General features: G+C 59.8%; 14 protein-coding genes and 1 riboswitch. Of the genes, 10 read left to right on the plus strand and 4 right to left on the minus strand.

The features are described 5' to 3' along the window. The first annotated feature begins 58 nt into the window (after positions 1-58). The 5 genes from K6U75_02835 (at position 59) to K6U75_02855 (ending at position 5,037) form a co-directional block, all read left to right on the plus strand. Positions 59-1,696: a sensor domain-containing diguanylate cyclase gene (locus tag K6U75_02835; GenBank protein ID MCL6473978.1), complete on the plus strand. Its 1,638-nt coding sequence runs from the start codon at positions 59-61 to the stop codon at positions 1,694-1,696. Beyond that, positions 1,693-2,505: an NTP transferase domain-containing protein gene (locus K6U75_02840; GenBank protein ID MCL6473979.1), complete on the plus strand. Its 813-nt coding sequence runs from the start codon at positions 1,693-1,695 to the stop codon at positions 2,503-2,505. The genes K6U75_02835 and K6U75_02840 overlap by 4 nt, the downstream gene beginning before the upstream one ends. Then, positions 2,489-3,373 (plus strand): phosphatidate cytidylyltransferase, encoded by an 885-nt coding sequence (locus K6U75_02845; protein ID MCL6473980.1) that lies wholly within the window; start codon positions 2,489-2,491, stop codon positions 3,371-3,373. Before K6U75_02840 ends, K6U75_02845 begins: the two co-directional genes overlap by 17 nt. A 70-nt stretch (positions 3,374-3,443) precedes the next feature. Beyond that, positions 3,444-4,337 carry a PilZ domain-containing protein gene (locus K6U75_02850; protein MCL6473981.1) on the plus strand — a complete coding sequence of 298 codons (894 nt, stop codon included), beginning with the start codon at positions 3,444-3,446 and terminating at the stop codon, positions 4,335-4,337. A gap of 67 nt (positions 4,338-4,404) precedes the next feature. Further along, positions 4,405-5,037 (plus strand): PilZ domain-containing protein, encoded by a 633-nt coding sequence (locus K6U75_02855; GenBank protein ID MCL6473982.1) that lies wholly within the window; start codon positions 4,405-4,407, stop codon positions 5,035-5,037. Here the strand turns inward: K6U75_02855 and K6U75_02860 are convergent. Next, complete coding sequence (locus K6U75_02860) at positions 5,034-5,798, minus strand: DUF2993 domain-containing protein (GenBank protein ID MCL6473983.1); 765 nt, start codon at positions 5,796-5,798, stop codon at positions 5,034-5,036. The genes K6U75_02855 and K6U75_02860 overlap by 4 nt on opposite strands. Positions 5,799-5,962: 164 nt before the next feature. Between K6U75_02860 and K6U75_02865 the strand changes: the two genes are divergently transcribed. The 3 genes from K6U75_02865 (at position 5,963) to K6U75_02875 (ending at position 8,449) form a co-directional block, all read left to right on the plus strand. After that, positions 5,963-6,355 (plus strand): DUF2089 domain-containing protein, encoded by a 393-nt coding sequence (locus tag K6U75_02865; protein ID MCL6473984.1) that lies wholly within the window; start codon positions 5,963-5,965, stop codon positions 6,353-6,355. Positions 6,356-6,367: 12 nt separating this feature from the next. Further along, positions 6,368-7,546 carry a DUF4097 family beta strand repeat-containing protein gene (locus tag K6U75_02870; protein MCL6473985.1) on the plus strand — a complete coding sequence of 393 codons (1,179 nt, stop codon included), beginning with the start codon at positions 6,368-6,370 and terminating at the stop codon, positions 7,544-7,546. A gap of 144 nt (positions 7,547-7,690) precedes the next feature. After that, complete coding sequence (locus K6U75_02875; protein MCL6473986.1) at positions 7,691-8,449, plus strand: hypothetical protein; 759 nt, start codon at positions 7,691-7,693, stop codon at positions 8,447-8,449. A 76-nt stretch (positions 8,450-8,525) separates the two neighbouring features. Here K6U75_02875 and K6U75_02880 read toward each other — a convergent pair whose 3' ends face one another. Beyond that, positions 8,526-9,275: a DUF1559 domain-containing protein gene (locus tag K6U75_02880; GenBank protein MCL6473987.1), complete on the minus strand. Its 750-nt coding sequence runs from the start codon at positions 9,273-9,275 to the stop codon at positions 8,526-8,528. A gap of 188 nt (positions 9,276-9,463) precedes the next feature. Continuing rightward, positions 9,464-9,604, minus strand: a riboswitch (cobalamin riboswitch). A gap of 311 nt (positions 9,605-9,915) precedes the next feature. On the opposite strand from K6U75_02880, the gene K6U75_02885 reads away from it, so the two are divergent. Beyond that, positions 9,916-11,952: a S8 family serine peptidase gene (locus K6U75_02885; protein MCL6473988.1), complete on the plus strand. Its 2,037-nt coding sequence runs from the start codon at positions 9,916-9,918 to the stop codon at positions 11,950-11,952. Here the strand turns inward: K6U75_02885 and K6U75_02890 are convergent. Together K6U75_02890 and K6U75_02895 are read right to left on the minus strand one after the other, a co-directional pair. Beyond that, entirely contained in the window at positions 11,932-13,992 is a 2,061-nt protein-coding gene (locus tag K6U75_02890; protein ID MCL6473989.1) for a hypothetical protein, read from the minus strand. The two genes, K6U75_02885 and K6U75_02890, sit on opposite strands and share 21 nt — an antisense overlap. Before the next feature lie 110 nt (positions 13,993-14,102). Next, positions 14,103-14,606: a hypothetical protein gene (locus K6U75_02895; protein MCL6473990.1), complete on the minus strand. Its 504-nt coding sequence runs from the start codon at positions 14,604-14,606 to the stop codon at positions 14,103-14,105. Between the two features lie 146 nt (positions 14,607-14,752). Here K6U75_02895 and glmS point away from each other — a divergent pair, with 146 nt between their 5' ends. Then, positions 14,753-16,582, plus strand: coding sequence for a glutamine--fructose-6-phosphate transaminase (isomerizing) (gene glmS / locus K6U75_02900; GenBank protein MCL6473991.1), 1,830 nt, complete (start codon positions 14,753-14,755; stop codon positions 16,580-16,582). Positions 16,583-16,591: the final 9 nt, after the last annotated feature.

Genomic DNA, 16,591 nt, shown 5'->3' on the forward strand with positions numbered 1-16,591 from the left:
CCGGTCTGCTTTCGCCATATAATATCCACAAGAGCTCGCAGCAGGAGAAATCGCTTTGGTGCGCGGTCTGCAACGGAAGCAACAGGTCTTATGGGGTGTAGCCCTCACGGGTCTGCCCGTGTGCTGGTGGCTGCAGCCCGTTCAGGTGGTGCACCCATTCCCCCTGCCTCTGCTAATCCTGCTCACGGTGCTGACGATGGCGGTGCCCGTAGGGCGGCTGAGGACTCGCAGGGTACGCTTCGGCGGTGCGGTGGTTTTCTTCGCGAGCTTGCTGTACGGCGCAGCCGTAGGCGGGGCGATGAGCCTCGTCGCGGGGTGGGTAGCACAGCGCATCGTGCGTGATCGCCAAAACACGTTGTTGTACGCCTCCGCGGTCGCACTCTCGGCGATGTGCAGCGGTCTCCTGTTTCATCCTTCCAGTAGCCTTTCGGCGGTAACATGGCAGTTCTTGTTGCGAGTACTGGCCGCGGCGCTGTTGTTTGGCGCGGTACGGGTGCTTTTGCTGTGGTGGGGTGAAGGCTGGCGAAAAGTGTCCGTCTGGTCTGCAGCACGCGCGGAGATGTTCGTGGATGCTGTGGCTTTCCCCACGGTGATGGCAACGTTATCCATACAGAGCACGTGGGGGTGGTTGTCCGTCGTGCTGTTCTGCGTGATGGGCGCTATAGGGTTGTTGTCCGCGCGGGCGTTTATTCAGGCGCATCTGGCGCAGCGACAAATCCGCGCCCTGCGAACCATGCACCAGCGACTGATAGCCCATTTGCACCCCGACCACCTGATGCAAGATCTGGGTAACGAACTGCGCCGTCTGTTGCCCTTTGACCGGCTGACACTGTGGAGCTACGCCCGTCAGGAGGCGCATCTGCAAAACGTTGGGGTCTACCCGCAGCAAAGTCGGGATGTGTTCCCTGCCTACCTCGAAGCGAGCGGGACGCTGGGCAAAGCGTTGGACCACCGAAAACCGATGGTGCTTGCGCATCCACTTTCCGAACGCCTGCCCGACCTGCAGGAGCATTTTCAGGGGCATTTGCTGCTTGTTCCGCTGTGCGTCCACGACTACCCCTGGGGGCTGCTTGTGCTGGAGCGTGAGCCACAGCGGGAACCTTTTGTACGCGCGGATTACGAGACCATACAGGTGCTGGTGGAGCATCTGACGATTTTACTGGAGAACTTGCGGTTATATCGGCAGACCGCAGAGCTCGCAGTACGCGACGGCTTGACGGGTTTATTGAACCACCGCCGGTTTCACGAGCGGCTTCAGGAGGAGCTGTCCCGCTCACTGCGCTATCACCATCCCTTGACCCTGTTGATGATTGACGTGGACTACTTCAAGCGCTACAACGACACCTATGGTCATCAGCAAGGGGACGAACTTCTGCGTAAGCTGGCAGAGATATTGCGGCAAAACATCCGTCAGAGCGACATCGCGGGCAGGTACGGTGGCGAGGAGTTCGCGGTGATTCTGCCGGAAACCGATAAAGAATCGGCTGTCGTGCTGGCTCAGAGGTTGTGCGAGGTGGTAGCGCGCACACCGTTTCCGGGGTATCCGGGCGGTCCGCCGGTGCGCTGCACCGTGAGCATCGGCGTGGCGAGTTATCCTGAGGATGCGCTCACCGTTTCCGACCTGATTGCTGCCGCAGATACCGCGCTCTACCGGGCGAAGCGATTTGGCAAGAACCGGGTGGTGATAGCGCCTTGAGGACGAATCTTGCGGTAGTCGTCACGGCAGGCGGGCGTATTGCCAGAGCGGATTTTCTCTCCAGCAGTCTACCCGAAGCCTCTGCCGCCGCGGAGGACTACGCCGGTGAAGGCAGGCATGTTCTCATCAAGGCTCTCCTCAAGACAGGAAGGCGCGCTCTGCTCGAAATCGTTTTGGATGCGGTGCGGGCGACTGGTCTGGCAGAACGGACGGTCATTGTCGGTAGTGCGGAACTGCAACACTGGTTGAATCCTCCGCATGAAACCCTCGTGCCCGAGCTCTCGGAAGCGCACGAAAACCTGATTGCCGGTTTGGAGGCGGTGAAGGAGTATCCCCGCGCGCTTTACCTCACGTCTGACCTGCCCTTTGTAACGGCTGATGCAATCAAACGTTTCGTGGATGCCTGTCCGCCCGATGCACAGCTCTGCTACGCGATAGCCCGGCGTGAAGCGTTCGACGCGCGTTTTCCCGACTCGCCCAGCACCTACGCCCGGTTGAGGGACGGTGAGTTTGTGGCGGGGTGTGCAATGATGGTGGAACCCGCTGCACTGCTGGCGCGTGCCGAATGGATACGGCAGGTCGCCCAACGGCGCAAGAGCCTCTGGCGGCTGGCTCTGCTGGCAGGTTGGCATGTTCTGTGGAAGTACGCTACCCGACAGCTGAGGGTGGCGGATGTGGAACGCCGTGCAGAACAACTTTTGGGGATGCGCTGTCGGGCGGTGGAGTGCGACCCGGAACTGGCTTACGATATAGACACCCCGCAGGAGTATGAGTACGCGTGGAGGTTCGCCAATGACAGAGCTGGCTAAGCGCGTGCTCACTGCGCTGATTGGTATCCCTGTGTTTCTACTCGCGCTGGTGGGACCACCGGCGGCGGTGATGCCTGCAGGAAGTACCTGGGTGGTACTGGTGATGCTGATAGCGCTGATGGGTATGCTGGAGATGCTGTCGGCGGTGGAGAAACGGTATCCGCAGGTGCGGGTGAACCGCCCGCTGGCGATGTTATCGGTGTATCTGCCCTTTGATGCGTGGCTGGGTTCGCAGCCGCAGGCGACCTTTCTGGGGAGCGTTCGTTTGGTGGTTGCCGCCATCATGCTGGTCGCTCTGGCGTGGGAGGTGTGGCAGGCGGAGAGGCTGGGGAAGCTGAGTGTATGGCGGAATGTCGGCACCGCTGCGCTCGTTGTTCTGTATCCCGGACTGTTGTTGAGCATGTGGGTGAGACTGCAATTGATAGATGCGGGCTGCACCGGGGAGGGGGTATGGTTTTCGGACGGCGTGCGCCTGATATTATTGACGTGCGTTTCGATGTGGGTGTGTGACTCCGCCGCCTACTTTGTGGGTAATCGCTTCGGCAAGCGGCGAATGTCGCCCCGGCTCAGCCCGCGCAAGAGCTGGGAAGGGGCGGCAGCGGGTACACTGTTTGGGACGGTTGCCGCCAGCCTGACCGCTCTGGGGATGGGTTTGGCTCCCTGGACAGCGGCGTTGCTGGTGCTGGTAGCGGTCGTTATGGGGCAGATAGGCGACCTGTTTGAAAGCGCATTGAAGCGCGAACTGGAGATAAAGGACTTTGGCGGTTTTCTGCCCGGGCATGGTGGGGTAATGGACCGGTTTGATAGCCTGCTGTTCGCTTTACCGGTTGTTTATCTGCTCAGCCACTTCTTGCCCATTTGCTCGTAGCTGTACCAGAACGCAAATCCTCTCCGGTGTGGAAGGAACTCGTTGAGGATTAACAAGGAGAGGATTGCTCATGGTTGTTGTATTGGCGGAGAGCGCTTTGGTGAGCCGCCCTTCGGCGTGGTGGCAGCGTGCTCTTGTAGCCGATGGACAGTCATGGATATGGGTGGGCACGCTGGTTATTAGCCTCGTGCTGATTGCTATCCTCGCTTTGCGCTACCTGTGGTACCTCTGGTGGCTACATCGCATTCGCCTTCTACGCGGACAGGGGTTGATATCTTCCTCGGAGTTGCGAAGAGGGCAATGTGCTTACCTGCAATTGCTGGACGGTTCCGAGGAGGAGCGTTTGCGCCGGTGGCGTACGATGGTGCGCGCCGTTCACCCCAGCACAGTAGATGTGGACATGCCCATGCTGGCAGAGGGTGAGCGTTTCGTGCCAGGGGCACGGGTCGCCCTGGCGGTGAACGCAATAGACAGCCTGTATGTGATGGAAACCGAGGTTGTCGGTGTGGAAAGCGGTGAACCATGTGTTTTGCGGTTACGCCGACAGCCTTTACTCCATCGTCTGCAGAGGAGACAGTTTGCGCGGGTGGAGCTCATGGCACCGGCTACCATCGAGATAGTGGGGGGAAAGAGTATTGGTCGGTATACCGGTGTGATTCTGGACATCGGCGGAGGCGGTGTGTGTGTGCAGGCACCCGTGGCTCCAGTGGTGGGAAGCACGGTGTGTCTGGAGGTGCCGACGTTGTCTGAGGTTTTGCCTGCTTCAACCCGCCTGACAGTGGTGGGAGTGTCGGAGACCGTGGTGGACGGGCATCTGGAATATCGCCTGCATTGCGCCTTTGCCGACCTGAGCGCGGAACAACATGAGCGCGTGGCGCGGTATGTGCACCGAAAGCAGCATGAATCTGTCACTGAGCGACGCTGGCGCACACCGCAAGAGGTGGGGACTCAGCATTATTCCTGACCTGAACTCTGTTGCCTTCGTAGCCGATAATGGACATGGATAGAGCGATGGCAGGAGCGATAGGTCCGTGTTTCAGACAGGGGACCCGGTAGAGATACATTTCAGGACAGGTAACACCCTGGTGGCTTTGCACGGGACGCTGGTGCAGATGGTGCGTCCACTGATGGAGATACATCTGAACAGCCAACCGCTTCACGACGGTCTGGTGAGGTCGGGCATCAACGTGCTGGTGGTCATCAGCGCGGGAACAGGGATTTACACCACCGAGGCAGTCATCCAGCGGTACCATCCTGCAGCCGGTCAGATTGTCGTTTGCGTCAACGGCTCCTTCCGCTTCCAGCAGAGGCGACAGCATGAGCGTTACCGGTGCAATATGCAGGTGCGCCTGCGTGCGGTTGGGGATACGGAGTGGATTACCGGAGAATGTCGGGACATCTCGGCAGGGGGTGCTCGCATCTACCTCGCGCAGGAGCTGGTTTTGCGCTCCAACACTCTGGAGTTGCTCTTTATCTCTCCGGGCAACCAGCAGGCGGTGCGTGCGGTAGCAGAAATCGTGCGGACGGGCAAGCTGCTGGACCAGGACGGTTGGGAAATCGGGGTGCGCTTTACCGAGATGAGCCGTATGGAGAAAATCCAGTTCGCGCGCTTGCTGCAACTGTGGGCAGACCCCCAGGACCGCGAGCCAGTGAGGCCTGATTAGCTCCGCATGAGGTCTGCCAGCCTGTCCACCAGAACCGCTCCCTCAAACATCAGCGTTCCCTCGCCGATAGCCACCCGTTCGATGCGAACGGGCGCCCGGATACCGGAGAGGTCTATTAGTGGACGGTTCAGGAACAGCTCGGAAAGCAGCTCCCGAACCTTCTCGGGCACGGAAAGCCCTACCACTTTCAGCTCCGTGTCCTCGAACCACACCTGCGAGCCTTCTTTAAGGCGCAGTCTGCCGCTCAACTCAGCCGAAAGCTTCACGCCCAGACGGGTATACACGTCGATGGATAAACGCATTTCGCCAGCGCGACTGCGGATCAGCAAATTGTCCAGACGAGATACCACCAGATTCCACGGCGAGCGCACAGGCGGTAACAGACTGCTCAGGTAGGACTGCAGAACCTCGTCGTCCATGCTGGCATGGAAGGATCCCTGCTTTGCCTGGAGCGGGGCGTCCTTCCGGTATTCGATGTCTTCCAGTTCCACCACCAGTTCGCGCAGGATAAGCCCTTGCTGAATCTCCACCCCCTCGCCGACAATGCGTGCTGCCCTCACTTTTCCCTGAAACATCTTTTCGTGCCTCCCCAGAAGGTATACGCGGTATCGTTTTGCCGGGGCGATGAGATGGGGCAGCTGTGCCTCCACGCGCTTTTCCGCTAAACGACGCGGGTTCACTCCACAGCCGCTCACCGCTATCGCTACAACAAGAGCGATGACAGCTATCGCCTCTCTTTTCTTGCTTTCGGTGTTTTTCATGGTAAGCCGATATCAGTATACCCAATATTCAGTTGGTAGCAGGGGGCTTCCTTTTTCCTGGTCAGGCGATTGATTATTTTCATAAAAATCTTGAAAATTTTTTCATAGACACTTGATTTTTTGAATATGAGCGTGTATAATCTAAAACAGTGGAGGTGATAGACATGTACTCCGTTCCTGCAAGATGTCCGGTGTGCGGTGGCAATCTGCAGATACGCGAAGTGGTATGCGAAAGCTGCGGCACGCAGATGCGCGGTCAATTCGCGGCGTCTACCTGCCGGTATTGCGGGCTGGACCCGGAGCAGCAGCAGTTTTTGGAGGTGTTTTTGCGTTGCCGCGGAGTGTATAACTGCGTCGAGCGCGAGTTGAATATCTCGTATCCGACGGTGAAAGCCCGACTGGAGTCCCTGTTGCAGGCACTCGGGTTATCGGCCGTGGGCGAGGAGAAGGCAGAAGAGATGGATGTGCAGGAGCGCCGGAAGGCGATTCTGGATGCTCTGGAGCGTGGCGAAATCACCGCAGAAGAGGCGGCGGATGCGTTGCGCCAGTTGCGGTAGGAGGTGTATCCCATGAACGAGGAACTGCAGCGAATCTTGCGCATGGTGCGCGAGGGCAAACTCACCCCGGAGCAAGCGCAGATGCTCATCGAGGCGCTGATGACCAAGCCGGGCGGTGAAAAAACAAAGCGCAAGGAAGAAGCTGCCTTCGAGGAGGCGATGGAGCAGCTGCGCAAAGCCTTTCAGGGCGTGGACTGGAAACGCATTCAACAGGAGTGGCGACGTATCAGCGAGGAAATCCGCGAGCAGACCCGCCGCGGCTGGGAAGAGGCACAGCGTGCTTTTCGTGGCATGGGACGCTGGGATATCGACCTGCGGCTGGGCACGGTGCAGGACATAGAGTTTGAGCAGACCGTGGATATCCCTGCGGGCGCACGCCTCATTGTGCAAAACGTGCTCGGTGACGTGCGAGTGCGCGGACAGGAAGGCGCGACGCAGATGCGTGTGCACGCCGAAGGTGCCATTCGCGCTGAAGGCACGGAGCAAGCCGAGCAGGGTGCGGGAGCGTGGGCACCGGTCATCGAGCAGCGCGGCGATGTGGTGTTCGTGCGCCTGGCACGAGCGGGGAAGTTCGCCTCTGCCGACGTGGATATCACTGTGCCAACAGGCGTCTCTTTAGAGATACAGTCTACAGCCGGTGACGTGTTGGTGGAAGGTACAGGGTCACCCGTGAGCGTGGAGAGCGCAAGCGGCGACATCACCATACGCGAGGCGAGCGGCAAAGTGCGCCTGATTTCCGCCAGTGGCGACGTCACGCTGGAGAGGAGTGAAACAGAGAGCGCGCACCTTGAGGCGCAAAGCGGAGACATTCATTGTGTGGCATGCGCCTGCACAGGGGCAGAGGGCTTGCGTGCTCGCACCGCCAGCGGCGATATCGTCGTGCAGCAGCTGCGCGCAAAACAGGTATCTCTGGCTTCCGCCAGCGGTGACATCCGTCTGGAGTTTGGCGAGCCGTTCTGCGGAGAGGCAAACCTGCAGACCGCCAGCGGTGATGTGACGATAGGGTTGCCACAGGGTTCGGCGTGCACCGTGCGCGTCATCTCTACCGACGGCGATGTGCAGAACCAGCTGGGAATCACTCTTGCGCGCAACGAACGTGGCGAATGGGAGGGCACCTTTGGCACAGGCGCGGAGGTCGGCACACTGGTGGCTCGCACGATCCGCGGAGACGTGATACTGCGCGCTCTGTAAGCCTTTATCGCAACAACAAAAAAAGAAGATACCCCCTGACCTTGGACGCTGGGAAATAACCAGCGTCTTTTTTTCGCGACGGTTGACAGCACGCGGGTGGTCGTGTTATCTTAAACACGATAATCCGCAAAAGGGGGTCTAGCCATGGCACAGCCGACCCGTGCCGAAGTGATAGAGGCGGAGTTACAACGCATCATCCCCATCGTCATTACGGGGATTGTGGTGCTCCTCGTCGGGCTGTTCTTGCTGTATCTGTCCACTATTGCTGCGTGGATGCCGTTCATCATCGGGGTAATTGTCACCCTAGCAGGCGTGGGCATCGCCGGGTACGGCGGCTGGCAATATATGCAGGTGAACAACTTGCCTGCGTATCGCGCGCTATGTCCGTACTGTGAGAAGCCTACTCTGTTCGTGGCTCCGCCTACAGAAGACTACACCTGTGAACACTGCCACCGGGTGGTGGCAATAGAGGGTGGACAGGTAGTGCCTCCGCTGGTACTGGTGTGCCGGCACTGCGGCACGCCGCAGAAGGTGTCGCCTCGTGCGAAAATGTTCATCTGCGACAACTGCAACGGGCAGAACGACCTGAAACCCGCTGCCCGACCTGGTGTCGCAACGGCGCCTGTGGGCGCGGCAGAAGAGAGCCTCGAGTACACTACCTACGACCTAGTGCTGGTGGATGCCGGGCATGATACGGAAGAGGTGCTGGATATACTGTGCACCATTCTGGCTGCGCCGCGCGACCATTGTCGGGGTATTCTGAAGGACCTGCCGATGGTGATTCTGGTAGACCTGCCCCGACGCAAGGCAGATTCCTACCGCAGGATGCTGCGCGAGGCGGGGGCAACCGCAGAGGTGCATCCTACGGGACAGTACCGTCCGCCCGCCAGGCACGACATGTAGCCGAAAAAGTCCCCCCTTCTGCTGAAGGGGGGATATAGCAATTCAACGCACGTTAAGCAGGAGGAACTCGTAAGCCTTAATCGCGGGTGAAGTGAGCGTCGGTCATCTGCGTTTGGGTCATGGGTTTGACATGTCCGTCGCAAAAGACCACGTTCGCGAACCCGCGATGTTTTACAACCTGTGCGGTAGCGTCCACATCCTTCCGGTTATCGATGTGCCGGAAGTCCACCGTGGGGTTGTCCCACCACATGGAGGGCGGGTCGATGTAGGGCGTCTCCCACATGGTGCCGTCGCCGCCGTACCACGGCACGTTATAAAAGCCGCTATCCGCGAACATTACCTTCTCTGCAGGGCGCGGGAGCGATCCTTCCGATGCAGGGTTCTGCAGGTTGGGCCAGGTGCCCCAGTTGAAGCTGATGTAGATGTCCGACCCGATGTAACCCCAGTTGTAGCCGTAACCGTTGCCATCGCCGAACCGGGTGCGCCCGCCCCAGCTGGGACATCGCTGAATCTGCCCGTTTTTCATATAGGGGTAGAGCAGACTCTGGTTTTTGTCCCAGACGTTGGATTGCACCTCCCGCCCGAACCAGCACTGCCGCAGCGAGCCGCTATAGGCGTACTGGGCGATGGGGTAGGTCTGGTCGTAGTCCTGAACATACATCAGCGTTGCCAGACCGAGTTGCTTCATGTTGCTGAGGCAGCTGGTTTGACGGGCTTTTTCGCGCGCCTGCGCGAAGACGGGGAAGAGGATGGCTGCCAGTATCGCGATAATCGCGATAACTACCAGCAGCTCAATCAGCGTAAAGGCGTTGCGTTTGTCAGGCATGTTTCCCTCCTCACGAAAAAATAATCACCGCTGACGACGTGCGGAGGGAAACGTCGCCGCGCGGTGGTGGCGTACGGCGCGTCAACAAAAAACCTGATGCCCTTTCGCACCAGGTTGGTTGAAACGCGCCCGATATTCACCTTCGGGTCACGTCCCCCTCCCTCCGCGAAGGGGTACCCTGCGATTGCAGGGAGTGACCAGCCGTCGCCGGGCATTCGGGCTCGCCTCCTGAACGGAGACACACCGCAGCGGGCCTGCGCCGGATTCTCACCGGACTTCCCCCGATATTTCAGCCTCAATGCGATTGAGGCGCAGACGGCTTACCCTTATTGGTTTTAGTGATAGTGTATCACGCTTGTGTCCGGTTGTCAACGGTCATCGAGGGTGTTCGATAAAATCTCACTAAAGTCGCCTGCAAAAAAAACTGCGCCTCGAGGAGCCTTCTGTAGCCGCAGGCTTCAGACTGCGTACCTGGAAGGCGAACCTCTCGTGAGCCGAACCCCCACCCGACCTCCCCGCGGACGGGGAGGTGGCAACGGCTTGGCAGGAGCCTCGCCCTCTCCAGCTTGACGCCAGTATGCCACGTGGCGTAAGATAGATACTGGCTGTTTGTTTCGTTTTAAGGAAGGGGAGGCAAAAAATGAGGCGTCTTTTCTTGCTGATATTGCTCCTGTTCTGTGTGCCACTGGGTGCAGAACACTCGAAGGAACCGATTCTGACCTCGCAAACTCGTGTGCTTGCCTCGCCGGACCGCATTATTGTGCGTTTTGCGCACCCGGCGGCGCAGAAAGCAGTGCAGCAGCTGGGATACCGCACGCTGCGTCAAATCCCACAGCTGGGCTACGCGGTGCTGAACGTGCCATACGGGCAGGTGGACGAGACCATCGCCCTGCTGAAGGCAAAAGGGCTGGTGCGCGAGGCGTATCCCGACCGCGCCTACCGCATGGCGTACATCCCCAATGACCCCCTGGTGCCGAACCAGTGGAACCTGTTCCGGATGAACGTGCCCGCTGCATGGGACATCACGCAGGGTAATCAGGATGTGGTGGTGGCGGTGCTGGATACCGGTGTGGACTACACTCACCTCGAACTGGTTCCCAACATCTGGCGCAACCCGGGCGAAATCCCCGAGAACGGCATCGACGATGAACACAACGGCTTTGTGGACGACGACCTCGGCTGGGATTTCGCCTACGGCGATCGCGACCCGATGGACGACCACGGACACGGCACCGCCTGCGCAGGCATTATCGCGGCAGCGGGAGATAACGGCTATCAAATGGCAGGCATCGCCTATCGATGCCGTATCATGTGCGTGAAAATCGGGCTTTCGAACGGTTACTCATACGACTCGATGTTCGCCCCCGGCGTGGTATACGCGGCGGATATGGGGGCGAAGGTGCAAAGCATCAGCTACTTCAGCGACGACCTCACGCCGCTGCTTCGTGCCGCCGTTGATTACGCCTGGAGCAAAGGCTGTCTGGTCATCGCGGCGGCGGGCAACTTCGACGAGCCGTACCCCATCTACCCCGCCGGTTATGATAAAGCAGTGGCTGTGGCGGCGACCACCTCCGCCGACCGCAAGGCGAGTTTCTCTAACTACGGCACGTGGGTGGATGTCAGCGCGCCGGGTGTGGGCATCGTGGCAACTACGTGGGGCGGGGGATATACCGGGCGCTTCGCAGGAACTTCTGCGGCGACACCGAACGCGGCGGGCGTCGCGGCGTTGCTGTGGTCTCTCCAGCCGAACGCCCCTGTGCAGAGCATCCGCATGGCGCTGGAATACTCCTCTCTACCGCTGAATGACCCTGTGGTGGGCTATTTCTCGAACTACGGGCGAGTGGATGCCTGGTCTGCCCTTCGTCTGCTGCCCTCACTGAACCCCTGGTACCCGACCTCGCCGACCATTCACTGGATCAGCCCGCACCGTTTGCCTGTTACCGGTGGGGTGGTCACCATTTTCGGACGCGGCTTCGGGTGGGACGCGAACGCAGGAGCGGTGCTGCTGCAAGGCAGACAGCTGGTGACGTTATCATCCCGTCCTGTCCCTCGCCCGCGACAGGGTCTGCGCGTGCTGGAATGGAGCGACTCACGCATCGTGGTTCAGGTACCGAATGGGGCGATATCGGGGTGGCTACAGGTGCGCGTGCATGGCAGAACCTCCAATCGCCGCTGGCTGGCGTTGGATCCGTCATCTACTGCCTGCGCCACCGCGCCGAGCGACGCGGGCATCGCTGGGCGCTACGGACAGGGGGCACAGCTCAGCGGCGGCTACGCAGAGCTGCTGGAAGCGGACGGTAAAGCTCTGGTTGCCCGTCCCCGCACGGACAACAGCAAGACCATCGAGCTGAGACTGCTGGTGCGTGGGCTGGACAGAAACGGCGTGTCCTCTATTTCCTGTGAATACCTGCGCCAGTATGTCGGCGTGGGAGACAGCGTGGTGGAGAGCGTGCAGCTGTACGACTTCAGCACTGGCAGCTATCCGTATGGCGTATGGGTAGAGGTGTACAGCGCTCGCGCAAACGCGCACGCTGGCGAGACGCTGCGCTTCAGCCTGCCTGCGCCCGCGAGCCGGTGGGTCTCCTATGAAGGCGACCTGTTCGTCAGGATTGTGGTGAACACCGGCAACGCGGACGCCCGGCTGCTCATCGATAAGCTATGGTTTCTCTGGCAGTAGCGTCTCTACCAGCTCGCTCTCTACCGACAGCTCGCCAATCGTGGAGACGGCAAAACGATTCGCCTGTGAGAACCAGTACACGTCCTCCGGACGCTGGCGGAGGTCCACTACGCACTCGAACGTGTCGGGACCTACCGTTGCCACCGGGAACCAGGGGCGGTCGTTCAATCCGTCGCTGGAGACGCGGCGGTACACCCGGTAGCCGATGGCTCGATCGAGATACTGCATCTCCCGCAGAACCGCCGGCTTCTCCCATCGCACACGGACGTGGTGTTCGTCGATGCGCTCGACCGTGACATTGCGCGGCGGCAGCGGCGAATCCACCGAGCCATACGGCGTTCTGAGCGTGATAGTGAAGTGTTCCTTCTGCCCGCGGAACCACGCGGTGATAAAGTCGGTAATCTCCAGCCAGTAGTAGCAGGGACGGTTGTACTTCGTGACCTTCGCCAGCATCAACCCGCGCCCGCCCACCACGTTGATATTGCCGAAGGGGTTGGGGCGGCGGTGGAAGCCGTTGAGCGTGCGCACTTCTTTGACGGGGCGGTTCGGCAGGCGTAGCATTCCCTCGTCGTCGGTTTCTCCCACAATCACGGGGTCTTTGGAGACGGGATGGTCAAAGTTGCCGTCCTCGATCACGGGGAAGTATTTGACCCCCGCCTCTTCTCCGGGTTGACCGTTTGGGTCTACCACACAGCCGCGCTGGAAAATCTCCACCTTCGCGCCGGGCACCGGCTTGCCGTTCACGTCCACCACCCGCAAGAAGTTCCCGGCAGGGATGGCAAAGTAGTGGTCACCGAAATGCCCGCGCGGTTTATCCCACGTCATGTTCAGGTAGCCCGCATCCGCCTCCGAGAACACGTGCGGACCATGCCAGTGCATCATCGTCACGGGGTGCGTCATGAAGTGCGCCACGAGGTCGCCGTTATCGGGCATTTTATGATGCTCGTGCCCTGCGTAGTCCAGCGCATACCAGTCGGTCAAACCCAGCTGGTGCCCCAGCTCGTGGGGCAGTGACCATTCGGTGTTCCGCCGCCACTCCTTCGTGGGAGGTTCCCATTTGCCCGCTTTCTCCTCGGGGCTATCGTGCCATATCCAGCCACCCTGGTGGTAAGCGATGCCGTCCTCCGCGACAAGCCCCTGTACCGCTTTATCCACATCGTCGGTATAGATGATGCGGTCCAGGCGCACCCGTGCCTTGATGCCCTCGGGAGCGGCGGGGAAAATGCTGTGCGCAAACAGCAGATTCATGATGTCGATATGCCAGCGGTAGTAGTCTTCGAAGCAGAAGGTTCCCGCCGCGCTGCGGAAGGTGTGCCACATCTGCACCCGCTTGTTGCTGACGATGTAGAAAAAGCCCCAGCCCCACAGTGGGTCGGTGACCTCATTGTTGATGGTAGCTATCTCTTTCTGGTTCGTGATGATGCGGAAGGTAACGTGGTGGAAGCCTTCCTGCCAGTTCCACTTGAGCGTGAAGGTGGCTTCCTCCATCTCACGCAGCCGTTGCCGGTATCTGCCCCGGCTCACCTCTTTGCCATCGACCAGCCACACGTAGTCGAACGGTTGCGCGGTGGCAAAGCCCACGTTCTTCACGTGTGCGGTGAGGGTTACCGGCTCGCCCGGCTGGTATTTCAGCTTCAGCCCTTTGACAATCTCTTCCGGTTTGAGGTAGCTCTCTTCGCCCAGGTCCGGTAACACGGGGGCACCGGCGATTTTGGGACGGCCCCACTGGTCATAATGTACTCTGCCGTGTAGTCCCGCCAGTTTGGGGTTCAGCTCGATGAAGGTCACCGTCAGGTCGGGCAGGTTGGGTCGGGCATCCCAGCTGTCGTCGCGTTCCACCCTGAACTGTTTGACCATGCTGCGGGGATACACTTTCGCAGGCCCACCGACCTGTTGCATGTTCTCCCACACCAGCAGACGTACGCCCTCATCCCGGATGAAACATCCTTGAAGCACTGTGCCGTCCATCAGCTCCAGTGTATCTGCATGTGCGGACAGCAGCAGCGCGCATAGTGTCACTACGGTAAGCAGGCGTGTCATCAGCGAATACCTCCTGAAACTCTTGCCGATGTAGCCAATTCTGTGCACGCCTGCCGAAAGCCTGCATGTAAAAAAAACGGCAGCCCAAAGGGCTGCCGGGTGTTTGCGCCTTATCGCGCGTTCACGAAGGGGCAATTCGGGTTGGCTCCGCGCATCTGTGCCCGCGCTCGGTTGCCGTAGCCGTTCCCTGCGCCGCCGAAGCCCTTGCCACCGCGATTCTGCTGCATGATTCTCTGGTGCAGCTCACGGTTGCTGACCTGCAGCTGATGCAGCTGCTCGCGCAGGGCGTTAATCTCTGCCTGCTTTGCCTCGATCGCCTTCGCGTCTGCCTTATTTGCCTGCATCTGCGCCAGCTCGAATTGCTTCTGCCGAATCTGGTCATGCAAAGCCTTCACCTGCTCCACAAACTGCTTCTCCTGCGGGTCGGTGGGGTTCACGCGCGTCCACCAGCCGCCGGCGTTCGGGTTGGGCTGGGTGTAGCCATAGGGACAGGGTTGCCCCTTCGCCCCGTAAGCGTTCCCGCGTCCCGCGCCACGTCCCTGCGCGAAGGCAGGGCTTATCACCATCGCTGCCAGCAAAGTGGTTACCGCGATCCATGTCCATGCTCGTTTCATCTTCTGACACCTCCTTTAGGGTTCACAGGTGATAAGACGGTGCAAAGGGTAAGCCGATTCCCTTGTTTTTTGCGAGAAACTATCTTACAATGGTTGCGCTTTGCCGAAAATAGAATCAAGTAGTTCGCAAGGAGGTGCGCCCCTCGATGTGTGGTATTACCGGCTATATCGGCCCGCGCAACGGTATTGAGCTGGCAATCGACCAGCTGCATCGGCTGGAGTATCGCGGCTACGACAGCGCGGGCATCGCTTTTCCGCAGAACGGCAGCCTGCGCGTGATCAAGAGCGAAGGCAAAATCGCCCGGCTGGAAAGCCTCCTGGAAGGAGAGAAGACCGCCGCTTTCACTGCGGTGGCGCACACCCGCTGGGCAACGCACGGCAAGCCTTCGCACGACAACGCCCACCCTCATACCGACTGCACGGGCAGAGTGGCAGTCGTACATAACGGAATTATCGAGAACTATCTGGAACTGCGCCATGCGTTGCAGGAGCGTGGACACGCCTTCTCCTCCGAGACCGATACGGAGGTCATCGCGCATCTGATTGAGGAGCAGCTGGAGCAGGATTTGGCGGAAGCGGTGCGCAAAGTGTTGCCTCAGCTGCGCGGGTCTTATGCCATAGCGGTGTTAAGCACGGTGGACAAAGACAAGATTGTGGTCGCGCGGAAGGACTCGCCGCTTATCATTGGGCTGGGCGAGGGCGAGAACTTTGTGGCATCCGACATCCCTGCCGTCATGCGCTACACCCGTCGGGTGATTGTGCTGGAAGATGGCGAGATGGCTATCGTGACCCGCGACAGTGTGCAGGTGATGCAGGCGGACGGAACGCCTGTCGTGCGCGAGCCGATGGAGGTTACCTGGGACGAGGCGTCAGCGGAGAAGGGTGGCTATCCGCACTTCATGCTCAAAGAGATTCACGAGGAGCCCCGCACCCTGCGTGATACGCTGCGAGGCAGGATTTCGCAAGATGGGCTGGTGGCTTTCTCTGATTTGAGCATTTCGCCCGACGAACTGCGCCGGTTCAAGCGTATCCTGATTACCGCCTGTGGCACCGCGCTGCACGCAGGCATCGTGGGCAAAATCTTCTTCGAGAAACTGTTGCGCCGACCGGTAGACATCTGGTTCGCTTCAGAGTTCCGGTATGGAGACCCCATTGTCGACGAGGAGACGCTCGCCATTATCATCAGCCAGTCGGGAGAAACCGCGGACACGCTTGCCGCTCTGCGGGCGTGCAAGGAACACGGGGCGACCACGCTGGGCATCGTGAACGTGGTGGGCAGCAGTATCGCCCGCGAAGCGCATCATGTGCTATACACCTACGCGGGTCCAGAAATCTGCGTGGCTTCCACGAAGGCGTATATCACCCAGCTGGCAGTGCTGTACATGCTGGGCATCTATCTGGCGCAGCTGGAAGGCCGATTGAGCGACGATGAAGCCCGCGCTCTGGTGCGCGAGATGCAGTCGCTCTCGGACAGGGTGGAAGAGGTCATTCACAGTGAGGAGCAGATTATCCATCTGGCGAAGAGGCTCGCGCCATCTACCTGCTTCTTCTATCTGGGGCGGGGATACGACTATGCGGTGTCGCTGGAGGCTGCGCTGAAGCTGAAGGAAATCAGCTATATCCACGCGGAGGCGTATCCTGCTGGCGAGATGAAGCATGGGCCGCTGGCTCTGGTGGAGCCGGGGGTGACGGTAGTCGCTTTCGCCACACAGCCTCACACCTTCGAGAAGATGATAAGCAACATGAAGGAGGTGAAGGCGCGCGAGGGCTTTGTGCTGGCGGTCGCTCCCGAAGGGCATGAGGAGGTGCTGCGTCAGGTGGCGGATGAAATCATCCTGTTACCTGCAGTGCATCCGACCTTTGCGCCGGTAGTGGCTATCGTGCCGATGCAGTTGCTGGCGTACTACATCGCGCGAGAGCGGGGATGCGAGATCGACCAGCCGCGCAACCTGGCGAAGAGTGTGACGGTGGAGTAGTGGTGTTTA

The organism is Bacillota bacterium, assembly GCA_023511455.1.
Taxonomy (GTDB): Bacteria; Armatimonadota; HRBIN16; order HRBIN16; family HRBIN16; genus HRBIN16.